Source organism: Paenibacillus sp. 203, from assembly GCF_037027525.1.
In the GTDB taxonomy this organism is placed as follows: domain Bacteria; phylum Bacillota; class Bacilli; order Paenibacillales; family Paenibacillaceae; genus Paenibacillus; species Paenibacillus polymyxa_B.
The window spans coordinates 1-26994 of sequence record NZ_JAXCHD010000023.1 but is presented as its reverse complement, the minus strand read 5'-3'; the positions used below and the strand labels follow the sequence as shown (position 1 = coordinate 26994).

The window sequence follows — 26994 nt, the reverse complement described above, 5'->3', positions numbered from 1 at the left end:
CTTGCATGTATTAGGCACGCCGCCAGCGTTCGTCCTGAGCCAGGATCAAACTCTCCATTAAAGACCAACCGAGGCTGGTTTATAGAAAGAGCGATAAGCTCATTTTGAAACTGACGAGATAAAAATACCTCTTGTTTGATTTTGCGAACAAAATCATTTTACTCACTCGTTGTTCAGTTTTCAAAGATCAATTTTCTCATTCGGCTTTTCTTGGGCCGGATAAATAATATATCATACTTTGGCGATTCATACTACTGGTAAATAATAACTCATAGACGATCTTTTGAATTTTTGAACCATTACATCGCAGCCTATCTTACGGCCGGATGAATAATATATCATTTAGGTTTGCTGAATACTACATGTAAATTATACCGATTTATTCGTTCTATTAGCTCCAGCCCATCTCACGTCTCGTTCATGATTTGAAGAATAAATCCCTGGGTATCAAACCAGCTATAAGCTGTTTATACTTCTTTCACCGAAAGAGCGAAGAAAATTTGCTGTGTATATATTTTTTAAAGGCTCAGCCATCTTGCTCTCCTTTGGTGTCCAAATGTAACGATAGTTTTACCTTTGTCTATGATATAGCCTTATCATGGCGAGGCCAGACATACTAAAAATGCCAGGTTCTATGATGAGAACCTGGCACTGACATGCAGGGCTTATGAATTGTGGGAAGGGGCAACTCTTCCAATCTCTCCAGAAGGAATCTGATACTGGCGGATATCCTTAAACAGAAACATAATCAATCCGCATAGTACAGTAATCAGTCCACTGAAAAAAAGAACCTCACTCAGAGAAAACCGTAAAGCTAGCGCCCCTCCAATCAAGGCCCCTAATGGCAGAGCCGCATTCGACAAGGTGCTTAAAAAGGCTGTAACACGTCCCAGTAACGGCAGCGGTGTAATAATTTGAATCAAAGACGTTTGCAGCACATTGATGATGCCAGTAAAAATGCCTAATAACAGTGCTGCCAGCAGCTTCATCCACATCTCGGGCACCAGGGAAAAGACATAGATTGCCAATCCCATGGCTACCCAGGAAACCGCGATGGTAATGCCGTTCTTTTTCAATACACTGACCAGAAAGGAACCGATGAAAATACCGATAAAGTAGGCTACATACAGCAAGCTGTAGTAGATCGGCGAGCCATAGGATACTGCGATAGAAGGCATGGCAATGACCAAGATCGCCATCGAAAAGTTTGTCAGCGCAAAGAACGGAAGCATAATTCTCAGGAAGGTGTGCCGTTTTACAAAAAGATACCCTTCTTTCAATTCGTTCAGATAGTATACGATCTTTAACGAACTCCTTCCGTTCGTGTCTTCCACCGGAGGAGCATCAATTTGCTTGTTGAGCCTGACATATACAAAGCCTGCCAGAAACAGCATCGCGCCGGCTAGAAAAAAAGTAGTTTTCATCCCCATTGCGATGATGAGCGAGGCTCCAGCCAGATATCCGACAATATTAATAACCTGATCCGTCGACGAAATCATGGAATTCGCCCGGACAATCAAATCCGGCGAGCCTATCAATTGCGGCAGCATTTTACTATTGGCCGGATAAAACAGTGTTGAGAAGCAAGATGCAATGAATACAATAACAAGGATAGCGACCAGATTGACCATCCCCTCCTGAATGAGAAACGGGACGGCCAAAATTAGCACAGCCTGCGTAAACAAGGCGATGCTGGCTAACAAAGGCGGTGAATAACGGTCCACCACAGGACCCACGAGAAAGCTGAAAATCGACGCCGCAGATACGGCCGTATACGTGAAGCTGGTCATTGCCACCGACTGTGTCGATTGCTGAACAAAATACAGCAGGACGATAGAATAAATGCTGTCTGCGATATTGGCAAGAGTACGAGATGCAAAAAATCGGATAAAACGGCTATCCTTAAATAATAGATTCACATCTTCATCTCCTTACTGCAAAATGGTCAAAGCATTCAAGAGCCTGTCACTAGCAGTCTGGAAGATTTGATGGATATACTGGTCGTTCTCATGATATGGAATGGTAAGTGAGATTTTCAGAATATCCCCTACATGCTCTGACTCAAAGAAAATAACCTTGTTAACATTGGCCTGTGTGCCTTCGGTATGCAGATTGTCGAGCAATTCTGCATCCTCTCGTCCCTCACCCAAATAGTTGAATACGATAGGCAGCTGTTCAAGTCCTTTTATCAAAATGCTGCTGGATATCGGGTAAGCTTTCTCCATTTCAGCATTGAAGATTAGATTGAAAAAGTTCAAATGATAGCGTGAAGCAAAGTCCAGGTAGGTATGGATACTCTTTTCATAGGATTCAGTGTCATCTTCCTGCAGCACAACGGGTATATGATCAATACACTCGCCTACGGTTCCAAAATAGTTTCGGTCGCCATATTGTCTTCCATAATTAGTAATCCAAAGCGGAACATCAGAGAGTTGGAAATAGCTGCTGAAAAAACGTACAGCCATTTGAAGCGAAATGTCCCACATATTCGCAGCGCCGTGCTGCTCTGAAATGTCGCTTAAATTCAGCTCCCAACGATATCTGGTAGTGTCCGCATAGTTGCGTTCTTCGGTCAGCACGTGGATACGATCATTATTCTCACCAAACGTCTGGAGTTTGAATTGCTCGCTGATTTCCTGATCCCCGATTCCTTGAGGGCCTTGGCGGATATGGTTTACATATTCCCGGTATTGAACCTCTTTTGTCGCATGTGCCGTCTGCTGCGGACGATGATATTCATCAAGGAGTTGTCTGCGCAGGATGTCACTGCTCGTAGCATCAAAAATGATGTGCGAGCAAGGAAACAATAGCAGATGTTCCCGCAAATTTAAGCGAATCAGGACGATTCGGTACTGCAGCGACTGTGAAAGTTCATAAGGTTCTAAAAATAGCTTAGAGGCAATGGAAGAAAGAAGCCTGCGTTGTGCTTGTACCGGCTGACCGGAGAGATCAACAGTCGGTAAAAAAAGATGCTCTGGAGCTGGACGCAACTCCCATTCCCATGCTCCGGACGATTGAACAAGTACGCTTCTTAGCAATTCATGGCGTTGAAGAAGCCGCTGAATCGTTACAGTCAAACGCTCGGTGTTCAAGTAGCTATCTAACTGCACAGCCATACCCGAGCCTGTAAAATGTTGCAAATGGTAATGCTGAGCTGGTGCAAGCGGATAGCGTCCAATAGCATCCAGACTTAGTATATTGGTATTCCAGTCTGTATTTAACTTAGCAATGCTGGCAAGCCATACATCGGCCTGTTGTTTAAGCAAGGTTTCTTGTTCTTCGTTTGTCGGTATAGCTCCGAGAATTCTATCTGGTTCATCGGTTCCCCAGCGAACGATATAATGCGGGTGCAGGTCTGGATGGATATAAGATTGGATAAATTCAGAGATTGCCTGAACTTGTTCTACACAAAAAGGCTCTACTTGCAGGAACACATAGTTTTGCTTATCGGTGGATACGGACTGAAGCAAGACCTGGACACCAAATGCTTCTGTAATAGCCCGCTCAACCTCCTGAGCTTTGGCAATGAGCGTATCCGTGTTCACTCCGCCCTCTTCACCACGTTGTAAAAGATCGGACAAGCTTCTTATCGTCTGATATTGAAGCAATTCGTGTATATCCAGCGGAATGTTCGATTCCTGTACTTTCGATACCAGTTGAATGGCCTTCAGTGAATGACCTCCAAGCTCGAAAAAGCCGTCGTCAATGCCGACCTTTTCAACGCCAAGCACCGCTTGCCACAGGTTCGCCAACTGTTGTTCCACTTCATTTCTTGGAGCAACGTATTCCATATCGGAACCGTTGGTCATTTCTGGCTCAGGCAATGCTTGGCGGTCGATTTTACCGTTCGTTGTCAGGGGAAACGCCGGCAGGAACACATACTGGGCAGGAATCATATAATCCGGCAACTGGCCAGTCAAATGGGTCTTCATATCACTCTTGGATAGCGGTACGTCGGTTGAGATATAAGCACAGAGCGTTTTTTGACCATCCTTCGTGCTTTTTACCGCTACGTGCGCCTCCCGAACTGCATCATGTTTCATGAGCTGGGTTTCAATTTCGCCGGGTTCAATACGATATCCGCGGATTTTAACCTGCTGGTCTATCCGTCCGAGATACTCCAGATTGCCGTCCGGTAGCCATCTGCCCAAATCACCTGTCCGATATATTTTTTCGCCCGGAATGAATGGATTAGGGACAAAATTTAGCTGGGTCAGATCATCCCTGTTTAGATAGCCGCGCGCCAGACCATCCCCACCAACACAAATTTCCCCTTGAGCACCAATAGGCAGCAGCCTGCTTGAAGAGTCCAAAATATAAACAGTTGAATTGCCAATTGGGCGACCAATAGGAATGCGGTTATATTCCTTATCAATCGGGAAATAAGTAGAGAATGTTGTGTTTTCTGTGGGGCCATAGACGTTGATAACGTTCACTCCCGGAGAATGCGCTCTAACCGTATTAATGATCCCAGGTAAAAGCACATCCCCGCCCACCAGCAAGTGCTTGAGCGAAGCAAAGAGATCTGGTTTATGCTGTGTGAGTTGGTTAAACAAGGGCGATGTCAGCCACATCGTTGTAATTTGATATCGATCCAGCGCTTCACCAAGCTGAACAGCATCCAAGATTACGGATTCCGGTACAATGTACAAACGCAATCCGTTCAGCAATGCTCCCCAAATTTCAAAGGTACAGGCATCGAACACGAGCGCCCCGGTCAGCAAAATGCGTTCGTTCTCGGCAAATGGTACGTAATTGGTGTTCTTCACCAGCCGTATGACATTCCGATGTTCAATCATGACACCTTTGGGACGTCCAGTTGAGCCAGATGTATACATGACATAGGCCAGATCGTCTGCCGTTGTCGATTCGGAAAAAATGAAGTCGTCGGAGTCGTAGGAGCTGATGTCGGCCAGATCCAGAACAGTACCGGAAAAATCGAAAGTGTTCATCTGTTTACCCTTGTCAGATAGGGTTAGCAGAATTTCGCTACCGCTATCCTGAAGCATAAACATAATCCGTTCCTGCGGATAAGAAGGCTCCAGTGGCAAGTAGGCTCCACCCGCCTTCAAAATACCAAGAATACCGATAATCATTTCTGGTGAACGTTCAGTCAAAATGCCTACGATGGTATCCGGCGCAACCCCCAGTTTCCGCAGCTTCGAGGCCAGTTGATTAGCTTTTTTATTTAATTCGCGGTAGGTTAGCTCACGATCTTCAAATACAATAGCTACTGCATCCGGTGTTTTCTCTGCCTGTTCTTCAAATCCGTAATGTATGGTGTGGTCCGATGGATACGGTCTCCGTGTATCGTTAAAAGCAAATATGAGCTGCTGTTTTTCCTCCGCTGTCAAAAGATCAATCTCCGAAATCTGGATATTTGGATTTTGAATAACTTGCTCCATCATTTGGATGAGGTGAGCAGCCAATTGTTTGATCGCATTTTTGTTATACGTCAACGCGTTATAGCTAAATTTGATTTCCAGCTCTCGGCCAGGCATGACGATTACATTCAAATCATAATTGGTCTGTTCAATATCCTCTATTTCACCAACACGGAGGGTTTTAGGATTTTTTTCCAGGCCCGTAAGTTCTTCCGAAACGGGAAAGTTTTCAAAGGCGACAATATGCTGGATCAGGTTTTGTTTTAGTACACTATGGGCTTGAATATCAGCCAAGGAAAAATAGGAATACCGATTGGACTCCATCAAGGAATCCTGTATAGACGTAAGCAAGTCGGAAAACCGCAGGTCAGTGGAGCTTTTAACACGTACAGGTAGGGTATTAATGAATAATCCGACCATGTTTTCAATCCCGGGGATTTCATCAGGTCTGCCCGATACGACAGACCCGAAAATGACGTCCTTACTGTTGTTGTGCGTTTGTAGTAATAAGCCCCAAACGGTTTGAAATAAGGTGCTGACGGTGACACGGTTTTGCTTGGCGATTTGTTCCATGCCTTGGGTCAGCTGCTCTCCCCATGTGCATATGAGTTGCTCTACCTGAAATGAAGGATCGACGGATCGAGTATAGCCGGGCACGACAGTTTCATTTTCAAAATCAGTCACATATTGTTTCCAGTATGCTGCTGCTTCCTCTTTATTTTGTCTTTCCAACCACTGAATAAAGCTGCTAAATGGATGGACAGGCTCTAATTTTAAAGGAGTATCGTCCCGAAGTGATGTGTAAATATCAAAAAAATCTTTGGCTACCGCCCTCAGGCACCAGCCGTCCATAATAATATGATGAGAGATCCAGATGAGCTTTGAGGTGTCCTCATCCCACTGTACAAGCGCTAACCGGATGAGAACCTCCTTTTCCAGATCAAAACCTCTCTGCCGCTCTTCCTGTAAAATGGCTTGAAGTCGTCTGTGCTTTTCCGCATCCGGTAAACTACGCACATCTTCGGTATGGACAGGAGCAGCTAATCGTTCCTTCAGTACAACCTGAAGCGGACGATCCGCCTCCTTATACATGAATACCGTACGGAAAATATCATATCGGTCAATCAGCTTTTGTAAGCTTCGGCTGATTAGGTTGGTATCCATAGCTTCATGAATGGTAATAATCGTTTGTTCGAAATAAGCCTCTGACTTTTCATCAAGTATGGAATGAAATAGCATTCCCTCCTGCATCGGGGATAGCGGATAGAGGTCTTTAATTTTCACTTGCTGGTTTAACAGCTTATTTGACAAGCGATTTGCAATATTTTCAAACTGGTCCAGAGACAATTGCCCATATGTAAAATCCGTCGGGCTTTGTTCTGCTGTATCCTTGGCACAGCAATGGCGAATAAGTTCGATCAGATGATTCTTAAAGCTGGCTGTAAGTCGCTCCACCGTCGATGCTTCATATTCACGTGCGTTGTATTCGAATACAATACGGAGTCTTTCGTCAGCCACCGCACCATGAATATCAAAGCTGGGCGCTTTTTTAGTCAGAGGGTTGATTTCAGTACCGGCAAACGTGGATAGTGGCGAGGTACGCCATGTCGTACCTTCTCTGGCTTCTCCGTCAAAGCTAAAGCTGATCTCAGGTGGCTTGGCAGAAAAAAGAGCTGCCCTATCCTGCTGCTCCCTGTCGGTCAAGTAGCGTAAAATGCCATAGCCGACACCCTTGTTGGGTACACGTCGCAAATTGTCCTTAACCAGCTTGATTTGATGGGTCAAATCTTCGGGCTTGCTCACATTTACCACAAACGGATACACGGACGTAAACCTGCCAACTGTACGGGATACGTCAATGTCTTTAATCAATTCCATCCTGCTATGACTTTCCACCTGAACTGCAATTTCAGCATGTCCGCTCCATTCCCGGTAAGCCAGTCCTAGCGCCGTCAGTAAAATATCATTTGTTTCTGTATTGTAAGCATGGTGCGCGTGTTTCAGCAGGTTTTCGGTTTCTTCCCGGCTGAGTGTCACTGCGGATTTGCGCCCGTCACGGATCAGGCTATCTGGAACCTCATGATCTTTTGGCAGCGAAAGTATTTCACGAGCTTCTACCGTATTCCAATAGCTGATTTCCTGACGCGCCAGTTCGCTTTGTGCATACTTGGACAGACGTGCTGCCCATTCTTTGTAGGAATCGGTCTTGGCGGGTAACTGTAGCTTTTCACCGTTAGCTAACTGTTGGTAGGTTGTTTCCAAGTCTTCCAGCAGGATTCTCCACGACACACTGTCTACGACAAGATGATGAATGACGATTAACAAATGATCGGATTCCTGTAGCCGGATTAAAGCCAAACGCACAAGCGGGCCGTTACGCAAATCAAAACGGCTTTGTAACGTGTCAGCAATCTGCGCGATTTCTTCCTCAGGCTGGTCAGCATGTATTAAATCGTAGCTTTCCAATGTAAAGTGTTCACCTTCGGCTGTGCCTCTGTTATAGGCGACAGGTTTTTTTTCACGCTCATCAAAGGTAATGCGCAAGGCATCATGGTGCGTGGTCAGCTTGTCCACGGCGCTTCGCAGCCAGGTTTCGTTCCATCTTTCGGGGTTCTGGAGCATGACAGCCTGACTGTAATGATGACGTTCTGTTCGATGATGCTCAAAAAATTCCCATTGGATCGGTGTCAACTCCACTGTACCTTGTACCGCCCCCTGCGGGATGGTCCGAATTACTTTTTTTATATAAGGAGCAATCAAATCAATCTGCGGATGGCGGAACAAATCCTTCATGTCCATTTTGAGGCCCTTCGCGTTCAATCGGGCTGCGATTTGCAACGCTTTGATCGAATCGCCACCAAGCTCGAAAAAGTTGTTGCGCAGACCAATCCGCTTAACGCCAATGACTTCCTCCCAAATGGAAGCGAGTGTTTGCTCCAGCTCGCTCTGCGGCGCTTCATACTCGACGTCGGTCAACACAAAATCTTCGGGTTCTGGAAGCGCACGTCGATCAATTTTACCGTTATGGGTCAAAGGCAATTGATCCAGCACGATAATATGTGCGGGCACCATATAGCTTGGCAACTGCTTGGCAAGCTCTGTCCGCAAGAAGGATTTGTCGGTTGTACCTGCTACGTAGGCGCACAAATACTTTTGTCCGGTTTTATCCGTTCTATCCGTGACCACCGCTTGGCGTACCTCATCCAATTGGATTAAGGCGGACTCAATTTCACCAGGTTCGATCCGGTAGCCACGAATTTTCACCTGAAAGTCAATCCGACCGATGAAATCAATGTTGCCATCCGGCAGCCAGCGTGCCAGATCTCCGGTGCGGTACAGACGCTCTCCCTTTACAAAAGGATTCGGTACAAATTTCTCCGCCGTCAGGTCAGGACGGTTCAAATAACCGCGGGCCACAGAAGCGCCGCCCAAGCACAACTCCCCGGCTACGCCGACAGGGAGCGGACGCAAAGCCTCATCCACGATATATACTTTATGATTCGGCAGTGCCTTTCCAATCGGGACGATACCTGATGGAGGCAGACGTTCAGCTGCTTCTTCATAAAAGCTGGAATCAATAGCCGCTTCGGTTACACCATAGGTATTCATGATGCGCATCGTATCACCGAAGCGATTCAAAAGTGTCCGATAGTTATCAACGCCAAAGCTGTCCGCGCCTGTGGTAAGCAGCTTCATGGCACTGACATCTGTACCGTGTTCATATACATAGTCCATAAGCAGCGTCAACAAGGCTGGCGGAACTTCAAACGTCGTAATTTCGTGCTGTTCGAGAAACTGCGCCAAAGCTGGAGGATCGTTGCGCACATCCTGTGGGCAAATGACCATGGTGCCTCCGTTCACGAATGTCTTGGCCAGATCACCGGCAAAGACATCGAACGACATACTGGCAATCTGAAGGAGCTTGACGGGAAACTCTTTTAACTGGTGAGCTTCTCTATAGCCCCACGCCGTATTTACGTAATGGCGATGCTCGATCATCACGCCTTTGGCGTTGCCCGTCGTTCCCGATGTGTAAATGACGTAGGCCAAAGCCTCGGGATCATGAATAGGTGCGTAGATAGGCGCTTGTTGATGGGAATGCTCCGCTTGTGAAGCCTGTTGAAGTAACGCTGGCAAGTCCAGCACTTCCCCCGCAAAATCCACATCGGCCAATAGTTCAGTCAAGGAATACTGCGTGAGCATAATCGTAGCTCCGCTGTCCTGAAGCATGTAAGCAATTCTTTCTTTCGGGTAGGTCGGATCGACAGGTACGTAGGCAGCTCCCGCCTTCATAATCCCTAACACAGCGATAATCATATCTGCTGAACGCTCAAGCATCACGGCGACGAGATGCTCACGCTTGCCCCCACGGTTTTGCAGTGCTTGAGCAAGCAGATTGGCCTTCTCATTCAGCTCATGATAGGTCAGTGCGGTGTCTTCGTAGATGACGGCGGTCTGTTCCGGGATACGTTCTGTCTGGGCTTCAAATATTCCATGGAACGTTTCAGCAGGATAGTCGGCAATCGGCCCGCTCCATATATTGGTGAGTTCCGCCTCTTCTGTAGCGGTCAGCAGACGAATGTTCCGCAGCAGGAGTTCTGGTGTACGTGCAATTTGGACGAGTACATGCTCCAAATGCCCAGCTAACCGTGTCATCGCTTCATCGCTGTAGACATAGTTGTTGTAGGACAGCATAAAGCTCAACGCTTTTCCGTCCTCCACTTCGATGTTGAAGTGGTAAGGTGTTTCTTCGGACAGCTGAGCGTCCTCCACGACGAATCCAAGTCGTTCCTTCAGATCAGGCCGGCCAACCATATCCTGCAGCGGGTAGTTTTCAAATACAACAAAATGATCCATGAGTTGCTGCTTGAGCGCTGACTGGGACTGTATTTCAGCGAGTGAAAAATAGTCATATGCCCGTGATTGAACCGCGCTGCGCTGCACTTCACGAAGCAGACCTGAGAATGGCAGATCTGCATCCAATTTGATTCGTACCGGTATGGTGTTAATGAAAAGTCCCAACATCTGTTCAACACCTTCAAGCTCCGGCGGTCGACCGGAAACAACGGTGCCGAAGACGACGTCTTCACTTTGGTTGTATCCTCCAAGCACCACTCCCCATGCAGCCAGAAACAGACTGCTAAGGGTTGTTCCGTTGCGTTCAGCCACCGTCCGCAATTGACGGGTTGTTTCATCCGTGAGTGTTATTTTATGCTCATGCAGCAAGTACCCGGTATCTGGCTGGAGCGGATGGGCTACAGGCAGGGTTGGCAGCACAGCTGGCTGATCATAGTCGTTCAGGATGGACCGCCAGTATTCCTTCGCCGCCTCCTTATCCTGCTTATCCAGCCAGCGGGCATAGCCAGTATAGGGCTGCGGTGTTGGCAGTTGTACGGGCTTCCCCGCTTTCAGTGCTTCATAAGCCGCGAACAGCTCGTCCATAACGATGCCGAGGCACCAGCCGTCCATAATAATATGATGAAAGCTTAAAAGCAGCGTATATGCGTTCGTTTGGGTTTGAAGCACAGCCAGACGAATGAGCAAATCCTTGCTCAGATCGTAACGATGGTTTCGGTCTGCGTCTGCGTAGCTGCGAATGGCCTCTGCTTGCTCTGCCTCGGGAATATTCGTCAGATTCTCGTAACGAAGCGTTGGATTTCGCTCCTTAAACACGATGAGCCGCGAACGGGAAGCACTTTTATGATAAATATTCGAACGAAGCGTTTCGTGACGCTGCACCAGAGTCTCGAAGCTCTTTTGCAGAGCCTCCAGGTTCAGTTCACCCCGGATGGTCATTCGTACTTGCTCATAGTACGCCTGTGATTCCGGCTCCATGACTGTATGAAAGAGCATCCCCTCCTGCAAAGGCGTTAAATTGGCCACTTTTTCGATTTCAAGCCTTTTACTCATCGGATTTCCCCCTCAATCGAATATTTATAGGCTTTCATAAAAATGCTTCATCTCTTCGAACTCTTCCAAATCCAGATCATCTGCCCCTACGTCTGTTGGTGTCAGTTCCTGACCGGACTGATCAAGGCAATGACGAATGGTATTCAACAGGTGTGTTTCGAAGCGGGAGAAAAGTTGTTTGACCGTGCGCTCTTCATATGCATTCCTGTCATAGGATATACGGATACTTAATTTTCCGTCCTCCAACCGGCTATCCATATAAAGAGCATAAGATGAACCATTAATCACATCCTTGGTACCTGGTCCAATTTCAGCTTGCAGCGGCGATATAGAAAAACAAACCGATTCCGGGTGTGGGGAGTCTATATAACGGAAACCAATTTCCGGATGACGAAAACGTTTAGAATCCGTTGGATTGCTGGCTTCGGTCAGATATCTCAATGCACCGTAGCCCAATCCGTGATTTGGAACCTGCCGAACCGTTTCCTTCACACGCTTAAGCAACAGCGCTATATCATCCGCAGATTTGATGTCCAGTACAACTGGATACACGGACGTAAACTGCCCTACCGTTCTGGAGATATCCAGCGAATTTGTTTCAGCCTGTTCTCGGCCAGGGTTCTCCACGTAGAGTGCAATCCGTTCTTGTCCTGACCATTCGGATACTGTTTGCCCCAGTACGGACAGCAGTACTTCCTCCGGCACGGTATTATAGGCATGATTGACCTGTGTCATCAGATGCTGGGTTTCGTCTGTTGATAATTGCAGGTGGAGCTGATGTGTTTGTCTCTCCGATCCAGAATCCGTAATGACTTCATGGTCTTTGGGAAGCGTTCTCCACTCAGACAACTCTATCTTGTTCCAATAGTCCTGCTCCTTGAGCAGCTCTTTACTATTCCCATAATGCTCAAGATGCTCTGCCCACGTTTGGTAAGCGTTCGTTTTGTCCGGTAAGACAATCGTTTCCCCATCCAGAGCTTGTCCGTAGCCTGTTGCCAGATCTTCGAGCAAAATATTCCATGAAATGGCGTCAGCCACTAGTGGGTCTACAGCAAGGAAAAGATGATCTCCGCTATCCAGACGGAAAAGCCCTGCCCGAACTCGTGGTCCTTCAAACAGCCGCAGGCTGCTTTGAATCCGTTGACATTCAGCTTCCATCTGGCTGCGTGCTTCGCTTTCCGTTCCCGTAAGCGACAGTACCTCCAGCGTGATTAGCTCCTCATGCAGTCCTTTGTGAGCTTGCGTAACCGACTCGTCAGCCTGTTGTAATAAGCCAAGGCGCAGAGCATCGTGGTGCTCTACGATTTTCTTCAATGCGGCTCGCAATGGCTGCTCGTCAAAGCCCGACTTTGCCAACAGCAGTACCGACATTGCGGCAGGAAGTGCCTCAGATGCTGGATGCCGTTCAAACCCATCGAGTAGGTGTCGTTGTATCGGTGTCAGTGGTACTTCTCCATCTATCGGACCTTGCTCTATCGGACGGGACAATGTTTCTGCATAGCCGCTCAGGATTTCAATGGACGGATGCTCCAGTACGTGTCGGATATCCAGTAAATACCCGTGGAGACGCATGCGTGCGATGACTTGAACTGCTTTAATCGAGTCGCCTCCGAGCAGAAAAAAGTTATCCTGAATGCCCACCTGATCGCGTCCCAAAACATCTTGCCATACGGCGGCCAAAGCTTCTTCCACATCATTTCGCGGCGCTACATAGGCCACATCCGGTCGGAATAGCTTTTCAGGCTCCGGCAATGCTTTTCGGTCGGTTTTTCCGTTCGGTGTCAACGGTATCCGATCCAGAAACACGAAGTAAGACGGAACCGAGTAATAGGGAAGCAGCTTGGCGACATGTTCATGAATTGCCGTCAGGCTGGGTGCTTCTTCTGTATTCAGTACAATGTAGGCACATAGTACGGATTCATGATTTTGGCTTTCATTGGCAGTGACAACAGCCTCCTGAATTGCAGAATGACTCATCAAGGCATGTTCAACCTCGCCCAGTTCGATCCGGAATCCACGTACTTTCACCTGATGGTCGATTCGGCCGATAAACTCCAGGTTCCCATCTGCTTTCCAGCGAGCCAGGTCACCCGTTCTGTACATTCGTGTGTCTGTGGAGAATGGATTAACCACAAATTTTTCCGCCGTCAACTCCTCGCGCTTCCAATAACAACGGGCCAGCCCTTCCCCTGCAATGCATAGCTCGCCAGGTATGCCGATGGGTTGTAATCTATCCTGCGCATCTATGACATACATTTGCGTATTAGCGATAGGGCGCCCAATGTCGATCTGTTTGGCATGGGTAAGTTCCTGTACTGCCGACCAAACCGTTGTTTCCGTAGGTCCATACATGTTATAAATGCGGAGACCGTTAAATTTCTGTGTTGCCTCCAGCAGCCTGGGCGGAAGCGCTTCTCCCCCAACCATAATTTCCTGTACACCTTGCAGCGCACGGGAGCCTTCTTCATGACTCAGCAGCATGTGCAGCCGAGATGGCGTCATTTGCAGCATGTCAATATGATGTGCAGTAATCAGCTCGCCAAGTGCCTGAGGATCGACCTGATGATGGCGGTCGCCTAACACGACGGTCATTCCGCCCAGCAGCGGCAGAATCGTTTCCAAAACGAAAATATCGAACGAAATGGTGGTTAGCGATAAAATCGTTTTGTTTGCTGCAAAGTCGATCACTTCACGCATTCCTGTAATAAAATTCAGCACCGAGCGATGCTGGAGCATAACTCCTTTCGGATTTCCGGTTGAGCCAGAAGTATAGATGACGTAAGCCAGATGCTCCGGCTGAGCAGTGGCTTCCAGATTGGTCCTTTCCCCTTGATATACTTCCTCATCTTCGATAAACAGGGTGTTGGCGCTGTAATGGTGTTCTCCTACCAGATCGCGACTGGTCAGGAGCACGGCAGCCTCACTGTCACTCAGCATATACTCAATACGGGCTGACGGATATTCAGGATCGATAGGCACATAAGCGCCACCCGCTTTTAGCACGGCGAGCAGACCGATAATCATTTCCGCCGAACGCTGCACCATCAGGCCGACTAGCTTATCGGGTCCTACACCATGCGCTTGAAGTATCCGTGCCAGTGAGTTAGCACGTTCGTTCAACTCCCGGTAGGTCAGACGCTGATTTCCGAACACCAATGCTATATGACCCGGCGTCTGTACGACCTGCTTTTCAAACTGCCCGTGGACTGTCTCATGGTACGGGAAAGGTACGACGGTATGATTAAATTCGGTTAGCAGTAATTGCTTCTCTTCATCAGATACGATCGTAATATCGGCCAACCGCACCCCGACATCCTGCGTCACCGTTTCCAAAATTCGCACAAAATGCTCTCCCAGCCGTCGGATGGTCTCCGGTTTAAACAGCTTTGTGCCATACTCCAAAGTGAAGGACAAACATTCTTTTTCCTCGGTCACATGCAATGAAAAATCCACCTTGGATATACCCGCGTTCAATTCTTCCGGTTTAAAACGAATGCCTCCTGTTTCCAAAACATCTGTGCCGACATTTTGCAAACTAAACATCGTATCGAACACCGGGTTTCGACTTACGTCGCGTACCAGTTCCAGTTTGTCTACAAGCTCATCAAACGGGTATTCCTGATGCTCCAGTGCCAGCAGCGAGTTTTGCTTAACCTTCTGCAAAAAGGATTGGAACGTTAAAAAAGATCGCGGCTGATTGCGAAGAACCAGCGTATTGACGAACATGCCAATCATCGTTTGCGTATCCACATGCCGTCTTCCGGCAACAGGTGTACCCACGATAATGTCCTCTTGACCAGAATACTTGCCCAGCAGGACATTATAAGCCGCCAAAAGTACCATAAAGATCGTAGATTCGGTATCTTGGGCCAATTTGTAGAGTGTGTTAGTAAGTTTGGATTCCAAGGTGACGGTCAAGCTGTCACCTTCAAAGCTTTGTGTTTGTGGACGTGAAAAGTCCGTAGGTATATTCAGTATAGGAAGCTCGCCATTCAAGGTCTGGAGCCAATATGATTCATGCGCTTGCAATGCGTCGTCAGTGATCTGCTGCTTCTGCCAAGCAACAAAGTCTTTGTAATGAAGCTGAATGTTCGCAAGCTGTCTGCCCTGATACCGTTGAATGATTTCATCCAGCAGCACGGCCATGGAGAAACCATCGGACACGATGTGATGCATATCCACTAGCAGATTGAAGCCACCTTCGATAAATTCGTACAGTTCGGCGCGGAATAAAGGAGCTGTTCCCAGATGAAAAGGCTGAACAAACAAGGTCCGAGCCTGTTTTGCTTCTTCCTTGGAAATACGGGTATATGGTATGTCGAATGGAATCGTGTCCCGAACTTTTTGCACCACTTCCCCGTCTTCCAGATCGAAATACGTCCGAAAGGATTCATGACGCAAAATAACTTCCCTAACGGCTTTAATGAAGCGGGGAACCTCCAGATCTCCCTCTATGAAAAGCTGGCCGGGTACATGATAGGCCGTTCCGCCTCCTAGCTGATCCAGCACGTACATTCTCTTTTGGGAAGAAGATACCGGATAGAAGGCTTGCGATTTCACAGATACAATCGGTTCGTAGGTCTTCTTTGTTCCACCCGCAATATATGTAGCCAGCTCTGCAATCGTTTGCAGCTCAAAAATGTGGCTAAGTGGAATGTGTACACCCAGTTCCTTATTGACTCTCGACAGAATGACCGTCGCTTTTAGTGAATCACCGCCTAGTTGAAAAAAGTTATCGTCATAGCTGATATCCGTTACATGCAGAACGTCCTTCCAAATGTTCACGAGTTGATCTTCTACGCCCTGGTTCTCAGAAGCGGCGTCTGTTTTAGTGAATATGCTTGCTTGTCTCGGCTCTGGCAAAGCCTGTAGATCAGGCTGACCATCCGGCAGAAGAGGAATATGATCCATAGGAACCCAAAAACGGGGCTGCGTATAATCTGGAAGAATTTCGATTACAGCCTTTTTCAGTGCTTCTTCTTCCCATGGCTTCGATGCGTTTGCGACCACATAGGCGGTTATATATGAGACTTTTCCAGCTTCGTCCGTTTGCGGTGTAATGACGCAGGACTCCAATCGGAAAGTTTGCAGCAGGTGTTTCTCCAACTGCCCCAAATTAACCCGATGTCCGCGAATGTGGATAGTCCGATTCAAATTGCCAATATGCCCCAACTTGCCATCATTTTCCACGTAAGCCCATTCTCGGGTCGTTCCCAACAGGCCTGCTACTGAGGCTTGATACACCTCCCCTGCTGTCCCAACAGGTGCCAAATGCTTGTAGGCATCGAGGACGCAAAGATAGTTTCCGTTGGCATCGGTATTTGCTGCCCATGCAGTTCGAAGTTGTTCGTTCTCCGGCGCACGGAGTAAAGTCAGAGCGGAAACGCGAGCCCCTTCTTCCTTTACAAAGGAATGCAGCAGATTCAGGAAATATCCTGACCAGGCTTCGATAATGTTTGGCTGAAAAAGATCCGAATTGTAGTCGAAATCAAGACGTAATTGTTTCTGCTTTTCTGTCACGTTCAAAAACAACTCGTATTTGCTGAATGACACCTCATTCTCAACGAGTTCTGCTTCCAGTCCATGGAATTGAAAACGCGGAATCGGTCGATCCATATTGAATACAGCGTTAATGACAGGCAAATGCCTCAGCCCCAGCTCAGCGAGTCCGGCAAAGCTGTACTTTTGAAAGCTGTCCAGTTCATTCATGCGCTTTTTGACCGTTTGGACATGCTCCGTAAAAGTAGCATCAGGACGCACTTCGCTGATCATCGGAAGCAAGTTGACACAGTTGCCGATCAGAGAGAAGGCGTCCATATGGGATTGTCCTGCGGTGGGAACCCCCACCGTTACTTCCTGCTGCCCTGTCAGCCGATGTAGAAAAATCTGAAAGGCGGATAGCAGCGTTATAAAAAGACTGCTGCCTAGCTTTATGCTGGCGGATCTCAATTGTTTAACGAGCTTCGCTTCGAGCATTATGGTATGTCTGCTTCCTCTGGAAGACGGAATTTGTATTCCCCTTACCGGAGATGGCAGATGGAGGACAGGCTGCTGCTTTTCTAGCACTGCTGACCAAAAAGCAAGGGCCTCTTTTTTCCCTGCTTTCAATTGATCCTGCTGCCAAACAACGTAATTCCGAAAAGGTACTGGATCGGGAAGGTTGTAGTCAGCATGTCGAACAAGCGCAGAATAGATGTGTTCCAGTTCCTGAATGAATACACTGATTGACCAGCCATCCGCGATAAAATGATGAAACGTAAAAACACCCAGATGCTCTTCATCCGATATTTTCAGCAGATGAATTCGGAATAATGGCTCACCTGGCGTCATGGCAAATGGGGTTTCACTGTTCTTGATCATCCATGCCCGGATATGTTGTTCCTGTTCATCTGGGCGATAACTGGTAAAATCATGAAGCGGGATTTCCGCTTTCATCACAGGAGCGAACACCTGAGTTTCCCCATCGCCGCTCATAAAGATATGTAAGGCTTCATGACGGTTTACAATGGTCTGGACAGCTTGGTTGAACGCCTGCTGCTGAAGTGGACCACGAAACCGCAACAAGGCGGTTTCGTGTAAAGATTGAGAGTCACTTCGATCTGAAACAGAAGCGAACCAAAGCTGCTTTTGCTCTGGAGTTAACGCAATAATAGTTTCTGCTGCTTCATCCTCTGGAGGTACGGTTACAGGTACAGGTTGCTTTCCCGGTCCCGGGCCGTTTCCATTCGGGGGCGGGTCCGGTAAAAATCCTCCTTTACGCAGCTCGTTCACGCTATCCTTGACCGCTTGTACGATTCGCGCAATATCTTCCTCGGTATGGGCCGTGGACAAGAAGCAGTTTCGTCCCTCCCAGATATAGATGCCTTTGTCCAGCATGTGATAGAAGAACAGCTCCAGATCGCCTTTGAGCACGAAGCGGAATAGGGAGCCATAGTGAACGACCTTCATAGGTACGTGTTCGTCAGTGAAATAGCTGTTCAGCTCCGCTGCTAACGCCGAGGTGCGGCTGTTCAAGCGATTTTGCAGTTGCTCGCCATGTTTCTCCAAATGATCCAGCACCGCTAAGGATGCAGCCATTGCCAGCGGATGATGGCAGAAGGTTCCTGCCACAAAGGTTCGCTGCTGCTCATGCTGCGGATAGGAATCGTCCCCGAAGCTCCACGTGCCTCCGTCGATCCCGTTCATAAAGGCGGCTTTTCCGGCTACGATGCCGATGGGCAGCCCGCCGCCAATGATTTTACCGTAGGTCACGAGGTCGGCTTGTACCCCAAACCACGCTTGGGCTCCTCCGGACTGAATCCGGAAGCCAGTGATGACTTCATCAAAAATGAAGGCAGTACCCGACTGCTCCGTTATCTGGCGAATTTCCTGCAAAAAGGCTTTAGGCTGAAAATCTGGTCGGCGGCTTTGTACCGGCTCCACTATAACCGCGGCCAGTTCATGCGCATGAGTGCGGATATAATCCAGAGAATCGTCCGCCCCATAATGAAGCACGACGACATCGTCCACCATATGCTGCAAGATACCTGGAGCTAGAGGTGTCGAATGCTCCTTGTCATCACCCGCGCTCCCCAGTGCCAGCACCCCGTCGAATGTACCATGATACGAGCCAGCAAAAATGACGACTTTAGCTCGTCCAGTGGCAGCACGTGCCAAACGGAGCGCGACCATGACGGCTTCCGTGCCGGAATTATATAGGGCAATCCGTTCCACACCGGTCATCTTGCATATTCGCTCGGCGACTTGCCCAGCCATGTTGGACATGGGGCCAATACACATGCCGTTCTTCAGTTCTTTCTCAATTTTTTCACGAATAAAGGCTGGATTATGTCCAAACAGATTTACACCAAAGCCCATCGTCAAGTCGACATATTCATTGCCATCCAGATCCCAAATTTTTGAACCGTCTGCACGCTGGGATACAATTTGATACACCATTTCCTTCAAAACAGGCCGGAAACCAGCCACATTGCGGTTATTAGCGTATACGGAGCGATACTGCTGGGTGTACTGTTTGGTGCTACGCGTACGGGCCGTGTAGCGTTCAATCAGTTCTTGCAGGTGTTGTTCCTGACGGAGCGAAAGCAATTCACGTGCTTTAACATCCAGCTTTTTATAAGGCGTATACGGCTTGGCTTCATTGCCTGTCTGCTTGAAAACAGCCTTTACGGATGGTGCTGGTGCTAATGCAGCCGCGACTTTCTGCTTGGATTCGGTACGGATGATCTGCGCACTTTCACTACTTGCCGATAGCAAAACGCCCGTTTCCGGGTTAAATGACTCGGAAGCTATTACGGATGCAGATGGCTGATGCCGGAGAACATCGAGCTGCTGTGACATCAGATGTAGCTGTTGCTCCAAAATTCGCTCTACAGCCGCAGGAGCTGTAGCGATTGGAAAGCTTTGAGCCCGTGTTTGCCCAGCCGTGTCTATGGCATAAACGGATGCCGCAGCCTGAACAGCGGATTCATGAGACGGTTGGGTTAACGGGAAAGTTGCATGATCAACCTCATTCAGAGTGGTTTCTGGACGATTTTCCACAGATTGAACCGGGGTTTCAGCAGAAGTGAAAGTGCTCACCCGCTCGGCTACGTAGCTGGCCAACAGCTCCAGCGTGGTCAACGATTCGAAAAATTCGTTCATTGGAACGTCCAGTCCGAAGGTATCCTTGATACTGTGGCGAACCTGGGACAAATTAATGGAATCTAGCCCAAGCTCCAGAAAATGTGTTTGTGGCTCCAGTTCCTCCATACTGAGTTGGGACACGTTACCGATCATTTTCGCTAACTTTTGAAGAATAGATGATTTGTGCTGATCGATAGCAGATGCTGGCGCTGAATACTCGTTCCCCATCATTCCAGACTCCTTTACTGTTGAGTTTTCATGAACTGGTACCTTCTGTTTCGTTCGAACCTGTTCGGGTACGTTAATCCAGCATCTTTTCCGTTCAAATGGATACGTAGGCAGAGAAACCTTTTTATAGTGCTTACCTGCATAGAGGGCATTCCAATCGATCTGCGCTCCTTGCACATACTTGGCAGCCAGTTGCTCCAGTGATTGCAACGTGTCCAAGCTTCCAGTGACCATCTCTGCGTCACCTGTACTATCCGCTTTCCCGGTGTATACACCTTCGACAACTCTGCCTTGTTCATGCAACTGAAGCACCTTCGCTTTTAACGCATCCGCTCCTGCGGCAGTCACAGCAATCCGATGATTCAGATGGCTTCTGCCTGTGTTAGCCGTATAGCACACATCCTGCATTATGAGTTCTTCCGCACGTCCGAACCGTTCTGCGTACTGCCCGACCAGCTCGTGCAAAGCGGATTCACTCCGCGCTGACAGGGTCAGCAGCAGTGGTGATGATCTATTGTTGCTGTCCGTTGAGGCTTGGTCTGATTCCGTCTTCGCTATATATTCCTCCAGCACCACATGGCAGTTTGTCCCGCTGAATCCAAAGGAACTCAGTCCGCTTCTTCTCGGGAAACCGTTCGACTTCCATTCCCGTAGCTTCGTATTGGCATATACCGGGGATTCCTCAAAATGGATCTTCTGGTTTGGTGTGCGAAAATGAACGAGCGGCGCAATTTGTTGGTGCTTCATGGACAATACGGATTTGATCAAGCCCGCAATCCCAGCGGCTTCGTATAAATGACCGATATTCGTTTTGACCGTGCTGATGGCCACAAACTGCTTACGCTGTGTATGCTTGCGGAAAGCCTTGGTAATGCCGTCAATCTCAACCGGATCGCCCAGCTTGGTTCCGGTGCCATGTGCTTCGATACAACTTATCGTTTCAGGATCAATCCGTGCATCGCGCCACGCCTGCGAAATCACTTCTGCCTGAGCCAGCGCATTCGGCGCGGAAATACCAATCGTGCTACCGTCCTGATTAATGGCACTTCCCTTGATCACGGCTAAAATGTTGTCACCGTCTTGTTCCGCTTTGCGTAGCGGCTTCAGTAAAACGGCTCCAACTCCTTCACCCCAGCCCGTTCCGTCCGAGTGGTCGTCGAAGGCGCGTGCTCGATCATCGGAGGATTCCATGCCAATGCCCGCTTTCAGCGGCAGTAAAATCGTCTTCACTCCACCTGCCAAGGCCATGTCGCAGTCTCCGCTAAGGATGGACTTGCAGGCCAAATGCACTGCCACGAGTGATGAAGAGCATGCTGTATCAATGGTTAGCGCCGGACCTTTTAGATCGAGCAAATATGCAATCCTGCTGGAAATAATGGATGATAAATTACCCATGGCAAAGTTCGGCAGCGCGCCCGGTTCCACCTCAGACAACAAACGCTCGTATTCGAAGCTGGTTTTGGAGAAGCCGACATACACGCCGACCTTTTGGCCTGCCAGTTGCTTACCCCCATACCCCGCATCCTCAATCGTGCTCCAGGCGGTTTGTAGAAATAACCGTTGATTCGGGTCCATGAGTGAGGCTTCCCGTGGAGTCAGCTTAAAGAAGGAGTAATCGAATTTGTCTACTTCATCCAGATAGCCTCCTTCTGCAATTTGTATATTCCGTCCTTCCGTATTCAGACGGGAAATGAAATCTTCGGCATCTTTTCTTCTTTCGTCGCTGTACGGGCCGATATTGTCAGCCCCTGATGCCACATTCGCCCAAAACTGCTCTAATGTTTCCGCTTGAGGAAACTTGCCTGACATGCCGATGATGGCGATATCCCGGACATTTGCTTCCTCCTTGGCCTCGGACTGTGCTGTTGCAGCCGGGTCGCTGCTCATGCCCTGACTAGAGATATATGCAGCAAGCTTGGCGATGGTCGGATAGGAAAAGAAGTCCGTCACCTCAATATGAATCCCTAATTGATCCTCCAACAGGTCCACAATTTGAACGAGCTGCAAGGAAGTCACTCCGATATCAAAGTAGCTATCGTCCGTCCCGATCGACTTTACATTTAAAATATCCTGGCAGATTCCAATCAGCTTCTGTTCTATCTTTCCTTGAGGTAAGACTACACGCTCAGCTGCTTGCATGACTCGAGTAGCCTCGGCCAGTGCTGTCAATATTTCATCAAATTCGCCCTGCTCATAACTCTGGGCTAATTTGAAGCGCTGAACCTTTCCACTGGTTGTTTTAGGAATACGCCGGATCGGAACCACATCCTGAATATGCCAACCTCCCCTGTAATTTAGATGACTTTTCAGCTTTTGGACAAGCGGTACAAAATGCTCTATCTTTTTCGTGTGCATCACAAAGGCAATAATACGATCCTGCCTCATTTGCGTATCATGTACACCGCAGACGGCTACTTTTCCGAGATCCACACCATCCAGTTCCTCGGCAATCCTCTCGATGTCATGCGGGTAGACATTCTGTCCGTTCACGAAAATGATATCCTTGGCTCTACCAGTAATAGTCAGGCGACCGTTCCGCATAAACCCTAAATCGCCGGTGATAAGCCAGCCATCCTCTGTTTTGACCTTCGCGGTAGCCTCCGGATTGTTATAGTATCCGGATGCCACATTTTTGCCGCGGATCTGCGTGTGTCCAATCACCCCATCTTCGAGCACCTGATTTTGTTCATCGCAGATGCGGACAGAGGTACTAGCCAACGGATACCCCAAATCTACAAAAGTAAGACACCGCTTGTCGGACTTGTCCACTTCTTCTATAGGTTCACCTACGTGTAACTGCTGCCGATTCAAATGAATGGGGATAAAGGTGTTTTTGTCCAGAGGTGGAGAGGAAACGCCCACGCTCGCCTCTGCCAATCCGTAGACAGGCAACATCGTATTTTTATTCAAACCGTGAACACTCATTGCATCCATAAACACATGACAAAGCTCCACAGATACGGGCTCCGCTCCATTTAAGATCATACGGACACTCGACAAATTCCAGTTAGCTGCTGTTTCGGGTTTATACTGATCGAGAAAAAATTTATATCCAAAATTGGGAGAGCATATTTGAGTCACCTTATGCTCCGATACTTTTTTTAGCCATAAAGACGGGCGTCTGATAAAAAGTGCCGTTGGCATAATCAACTGCTTGGCATTAGCGATCACACAGGTTAAATGAAATGCGATCAATCCCAGGTCATGTGTAAGCGGCATCCAGCCCAAATAAGCATCCTTGGAGCTCATGCCCGTTTGATTTGCGATATCCCGAATATTGTAAACCAAATTTTCATGCGTCAGCATGACTCCTTTGGGATCACCTGTAGAACCTGAGGAAAATTGGATAAAAGCTAAATCCTCCGGTTTGGGTATATGGGCAACACCTTTACTCTGATTGGAATAATCGAATATATGGCTTGAAAAAGTCGCTTTTTTAACGGGCTCAAAGGAATCCAGCAGTTCGTGCTGGTGCGAGTATTTTTCTAACTGTTCCAATACCTTGTCATCTGCAATCATATAAGGGCGGGAAAGTGTATTCCAGATTTTAAACAATTTCATTTTATGCTCATCATTATTCCCTATGCTTACAGGAACAGGAACGATTCCACCCAGTAGGCAACCCCAAAATACATTCACAAAGGTATGATTGTCGTCGATCTGCATGATCAGCTCATCGCCAGGTTGTATCCCTTTTTCCTGTAATTCATAAAGTACCTGTGATGCTTGCTCCAGAAGTTTACAGTAGGATACGTATTCCTCTTGTTTATCACCAGAAATAAAGGTGATTCCGTTCTCATCCCGGCTTGCACGGTCTTGAATGATTTCAATTAAAGTTTGATACTGTTCCATCCTGATCCCTCCTCAATTGCTCTAGCATTACTTTCTGCTCTCCTTCGGAGACCTGTTTGGTTTGCAACACCAGGCGAATACACTTCAAAATCTCCTGTCTTTGCTCAAAAGCAGGAGGTGAACCGCTCCCTAATTCAGAGCTTCGAAGTAATTCTTCCAGTCTTCGAACAGGTAAAATAACACCCTTTCGATAATCATCTTCATTCCAATTGGCATTGGGGGTAGATACCGCCAGTGAAAGGGAACGAGCAACCCAATCACGGATTGAGAAGCGGCGTTCCAGTTCAACGCGATCCAAGTCTCTATCCACGGACAGAAATTCAATGGTAGTGTTTATTTCCTTCGCCAAATTTTTCAGCACCGTTCGTGGACCTAACTCGATGCCTTGTTTCACGCCACGATTCGCCATATACTGCATGATTTGAATCCAGCGAACCGGGTGAGTCATTTGCAAAACCAATCCTTGACGGATGCTGTCAACATCGGGGTATGGCAGAGCGGTCACATTGGAGATCACGGGCCACTTCGCCTCATTTAAAGTGTATTTTTGCAGCTCTGCGGTCAGTCTATCCGCAGCATGCTGCATCAGCGGACTATGAAAAGGGCCGCTGACCTGCAAGCGGGTAATTTGGGCCCCTTGCTGTTCTAACTCGCCAGCTACAACAGCTACCGACGTATGATGACCAGAGACGACATACTGATTGGACGAATTGTAACAGGCAATGACAGCAGGCTGATCGAGTGTGGAGTGCCGACGACAGATTTCTTCCACGACGTTCAACTCTGCTCCACGAATGGCAATCATGCTGCTCAGCCCAGCCTCAACGGTTTCTTCCATGAAGCGTCCCCGCTCTTGTACCAGTCGTAAAGCGTCGCTAAATGATAGAACACCGCTACTTACCAGAGCTGAATATTCACCCAGGCTATGACCTGCTGAAAATTCAGGGATAATTCCGATTTCATGCATATAACGCCGGAATGCAATGACACTGATCGTGAGAAGTGCGGGCTGAGTATAGAATGTTCTGGATAGCTGGGTCATCGGACCTGCCATGCATAAAGCTTTCAGATCATATCCCAAAATATCAGCAGCCTCTTCGAACAAGCGATCCGCTTCTGCAAAGCCGCTATGCCACGTAGCCCCCATTCCTACATACTGAGAGCCTTGCCCAGGAAAAACCAAAGCCATGCGATTCATATCAAACCCCTTTCCACAAAAAAATATGGATAAACAAAAAAAATCACATTTTATGTATGAATACATATATATGGTGACATTAAGAAGTAGAGAAAAATACAGTAAAAAATAACGAACTCGATTGCCAAAAAACAGTAATCGACATATGGCAGTGAATTGGTAATAAGGTTCCGTTCGTGGTGTGATTGTGATCAAAAGTCAGGTGTGTGAGTAGACTTGGAAGTGTAAAAACCTTGAGGTATACTAGAATTTCAGGCTTGGAACCTAAAATTCAGCATCATAGATGAATGTGATGAGAAATTGTTGGGGTTTTACAGGATGTTTTTCGATGTAAGTATTAAATGAGAAATATTTTATTTATATAATAGATATGGACTCGAAAAATGTCAATATATTTTTAAATTCCTTTAATAAGAAAAAAATGCGATATATGAATGGTTTTATTTCAATATAAACATAAAAGTAAATTAAAGTATGTCGATATAATGTATAAATATATTATACACACAAACCATGCCCTTTTTTGTCTAAAAATCAGGCATTGTTTGTAATTTTTAATGAATTTTTGTAAAAATTTCTGTGTAGTAAGTGTAAGAAACGGAATTTGTGCTATATCTGGTGCTTGACAAACCAAATTGTAATGCGTAGCAGTCGTTCCACACGAAGCTGCGGATGTCCTTTTCGTGAAAGTTCGTGGCTTTATCCAAACCCCTTTCGGCGAACGAATCTGCTTCGTCCGTTCTTGATGATCGGGTCTATTTATGGTTAGCCGTTCACGAATGTAGGTATCAAATAATTCAGGATTCACCACTTTACGCAGTAAATGCATCGTCCCATCCCCTGTTCCGTGATCAAAAGCATAGATACGTTCATATTCCCAACGCTCGTACATGGATAGCAGATATGGATGCTTCTCCGCTGTCGCTAGTGTCACCGTAGGGGCACCCAACTGATCACGAATAATCGTGTGTTCTACCCAATTCGTTTTCTCCCGTACCCTTGCCTTGTGCAGCCGGGTCTACAGCGAACCACATGAGGAAGATCAAAAGTTCTAAAATGCAACCTGATGGCACGCTTTTTATGACGAATTTTATAATGAAAAATTAAGTTACAAAGGTGCTCCTCATAAAATTGTACAATGGTCTGCAGCGTCAATTGCTCTTCTGAAGGAAGCCCTTCTAAATCTATGAGTTCATGAACAGATAAGTACATAACATTTCCCCTAAACTAAAGAATCGGCCTTGAATAATCAAGGCCGATTCACGTTATTAACATAATAGTGGCAACGGCAGAGATCATATATGTACGTAGTACATATCCATGCTCATACATATAAGAGCACTCTTTAGGCTAACAGTTCACTTTGAGTTAAGAGGAATTTCTTCAATTAAACTTGCGTCTGTATGGCGAACATTCCCTACAGCTTTAGAAACGGGATACGAGTTCATTAATCCAGCAGGGTATGGCCGAAGCATTTTTAATACATGTTCCGTTTTTGTTATTTCAATGTAAGAACTACGTCATCCATCAAGCCTACTCTTCGTCAGGACTAGGTTACTTCTATGTTATTCCTTCTTAGTTTCCATATCCTATTTTTAAACTGTTTAAATATCTAATTCCGAGAAGATAAAAGAGAGCACAGCCCATTAAGGCTGTGCTCTCTTTTATCGTGCTTGGCGACGTCCTACTCTCCCAGGACCCTGCGGTCCAAGTACCATCGGCGCTGGAGGGCTTAACGGTCGTGTTCGGGATGGGTACGTGTGGAACCCCTCCGCTATCGCCACCAAACATGAATTT

Annotated in this window: 4 protein-coding genes, 2 rRNA genes and 1 pseudogene; all 7 read right to left on the bottom strand. The window is 47.4% G+C overall.

The window, feature by feature from the left end; genetic code table 11:
• Positions 1 to 61, bottom strand: a 16S ribosomal RNA gene (locus tag WA407_RS25730); the annotation flags it as partial.
• A 604-nt stretch (positions 62 to 665) separates the two neighbouring features.
• Positions 666 to 1919, bottom strand: a complete 1254-nt coding sequence (locus WA407_RS25725) for an MFS transporter (protein WP_336078699.1) — start codon at positions 1917 to 1919, stop codon at positions 666 to 668.
• Positions 1920 to 1931: 12 nt separating this feature from the next.
• Positions 1932 to 11294 (bottom strand): non-ribosomal peptide synthetase, encoded by a 9363-nt coding sequence (locus tag WA407_RS25720; protein WP_254330884.1) that lies wholly within the window; start codon positions 11292 to 11294, stop codon positions 1932 to 1934.
• Positions 11295 to 11318: 24 nt separating this feature from the next.
• Positions 11319 to 23999, bottom strand: a complete 12681-nt coding sequence (locus WA407_RS25715) for an amino acid adenylation domain-containing protein (protein WP_336078698.1) — start codon at positions 23997 to 23999, stop codon at positions 11319 to 11321.
• Positions 23974 to 25197 carry an ACP S-malonyltransferase gene (fabD, locus tag WA407_RS25710; protein ID WP_336078697.1) on the bottom strand — a complete coding sequence of 408 codons (1224 nt, stop codon included), beginning with the start codon at positions 25195 to 25197 and terminating at the stop codon, positions 23974 to 23976. Before fabD ends, WA407_RS25715 begins: the two co-directional genes overlap by 26 nt.
• A gap of 769 nt (positions 25198 to 25966) precedes the next feature.
• Positions 25967 to 26243, bottom strand: a pseudogene (locus WA407_RS25705) (GNAT family N-acetyltransferase); the annotation flags it as partial.
• 625 nt (positions 26244 to 26868) lie between these two features.
• Positions 26869 to 26985: ribosomal RNA gene (rrf, locus tag WA407_RS25700) — 5S ribosomal RNA — on the bottom strand.
• Between the last annotated feature and the right edge of the window lie 9 nt (positions 26986 to 26994).

Coding starts and splice junctions, on each gene's coding strand:
- WA407_RS25720 (WP_254330884.1), bottom strand. CDS start 11,294: ATGAGTAAAAGGCTTGAAATCGAAAAAGTGGCCAATTTAACGCCTTTG.
- WA407_RS25715 (WP_336078698.1), bottom strand. CDS start 23,999: ATGGAACAGTATCAAACTTTAATTGAAATCATTCAAGACCGTGCAAGC.
- fabD (WP_336078697.1), bottom strand. CDS start 25,197: ATGAATCGCATGGCTTTGGTTTTTCCTGGGCAAGGCTCTCAGTATGTA.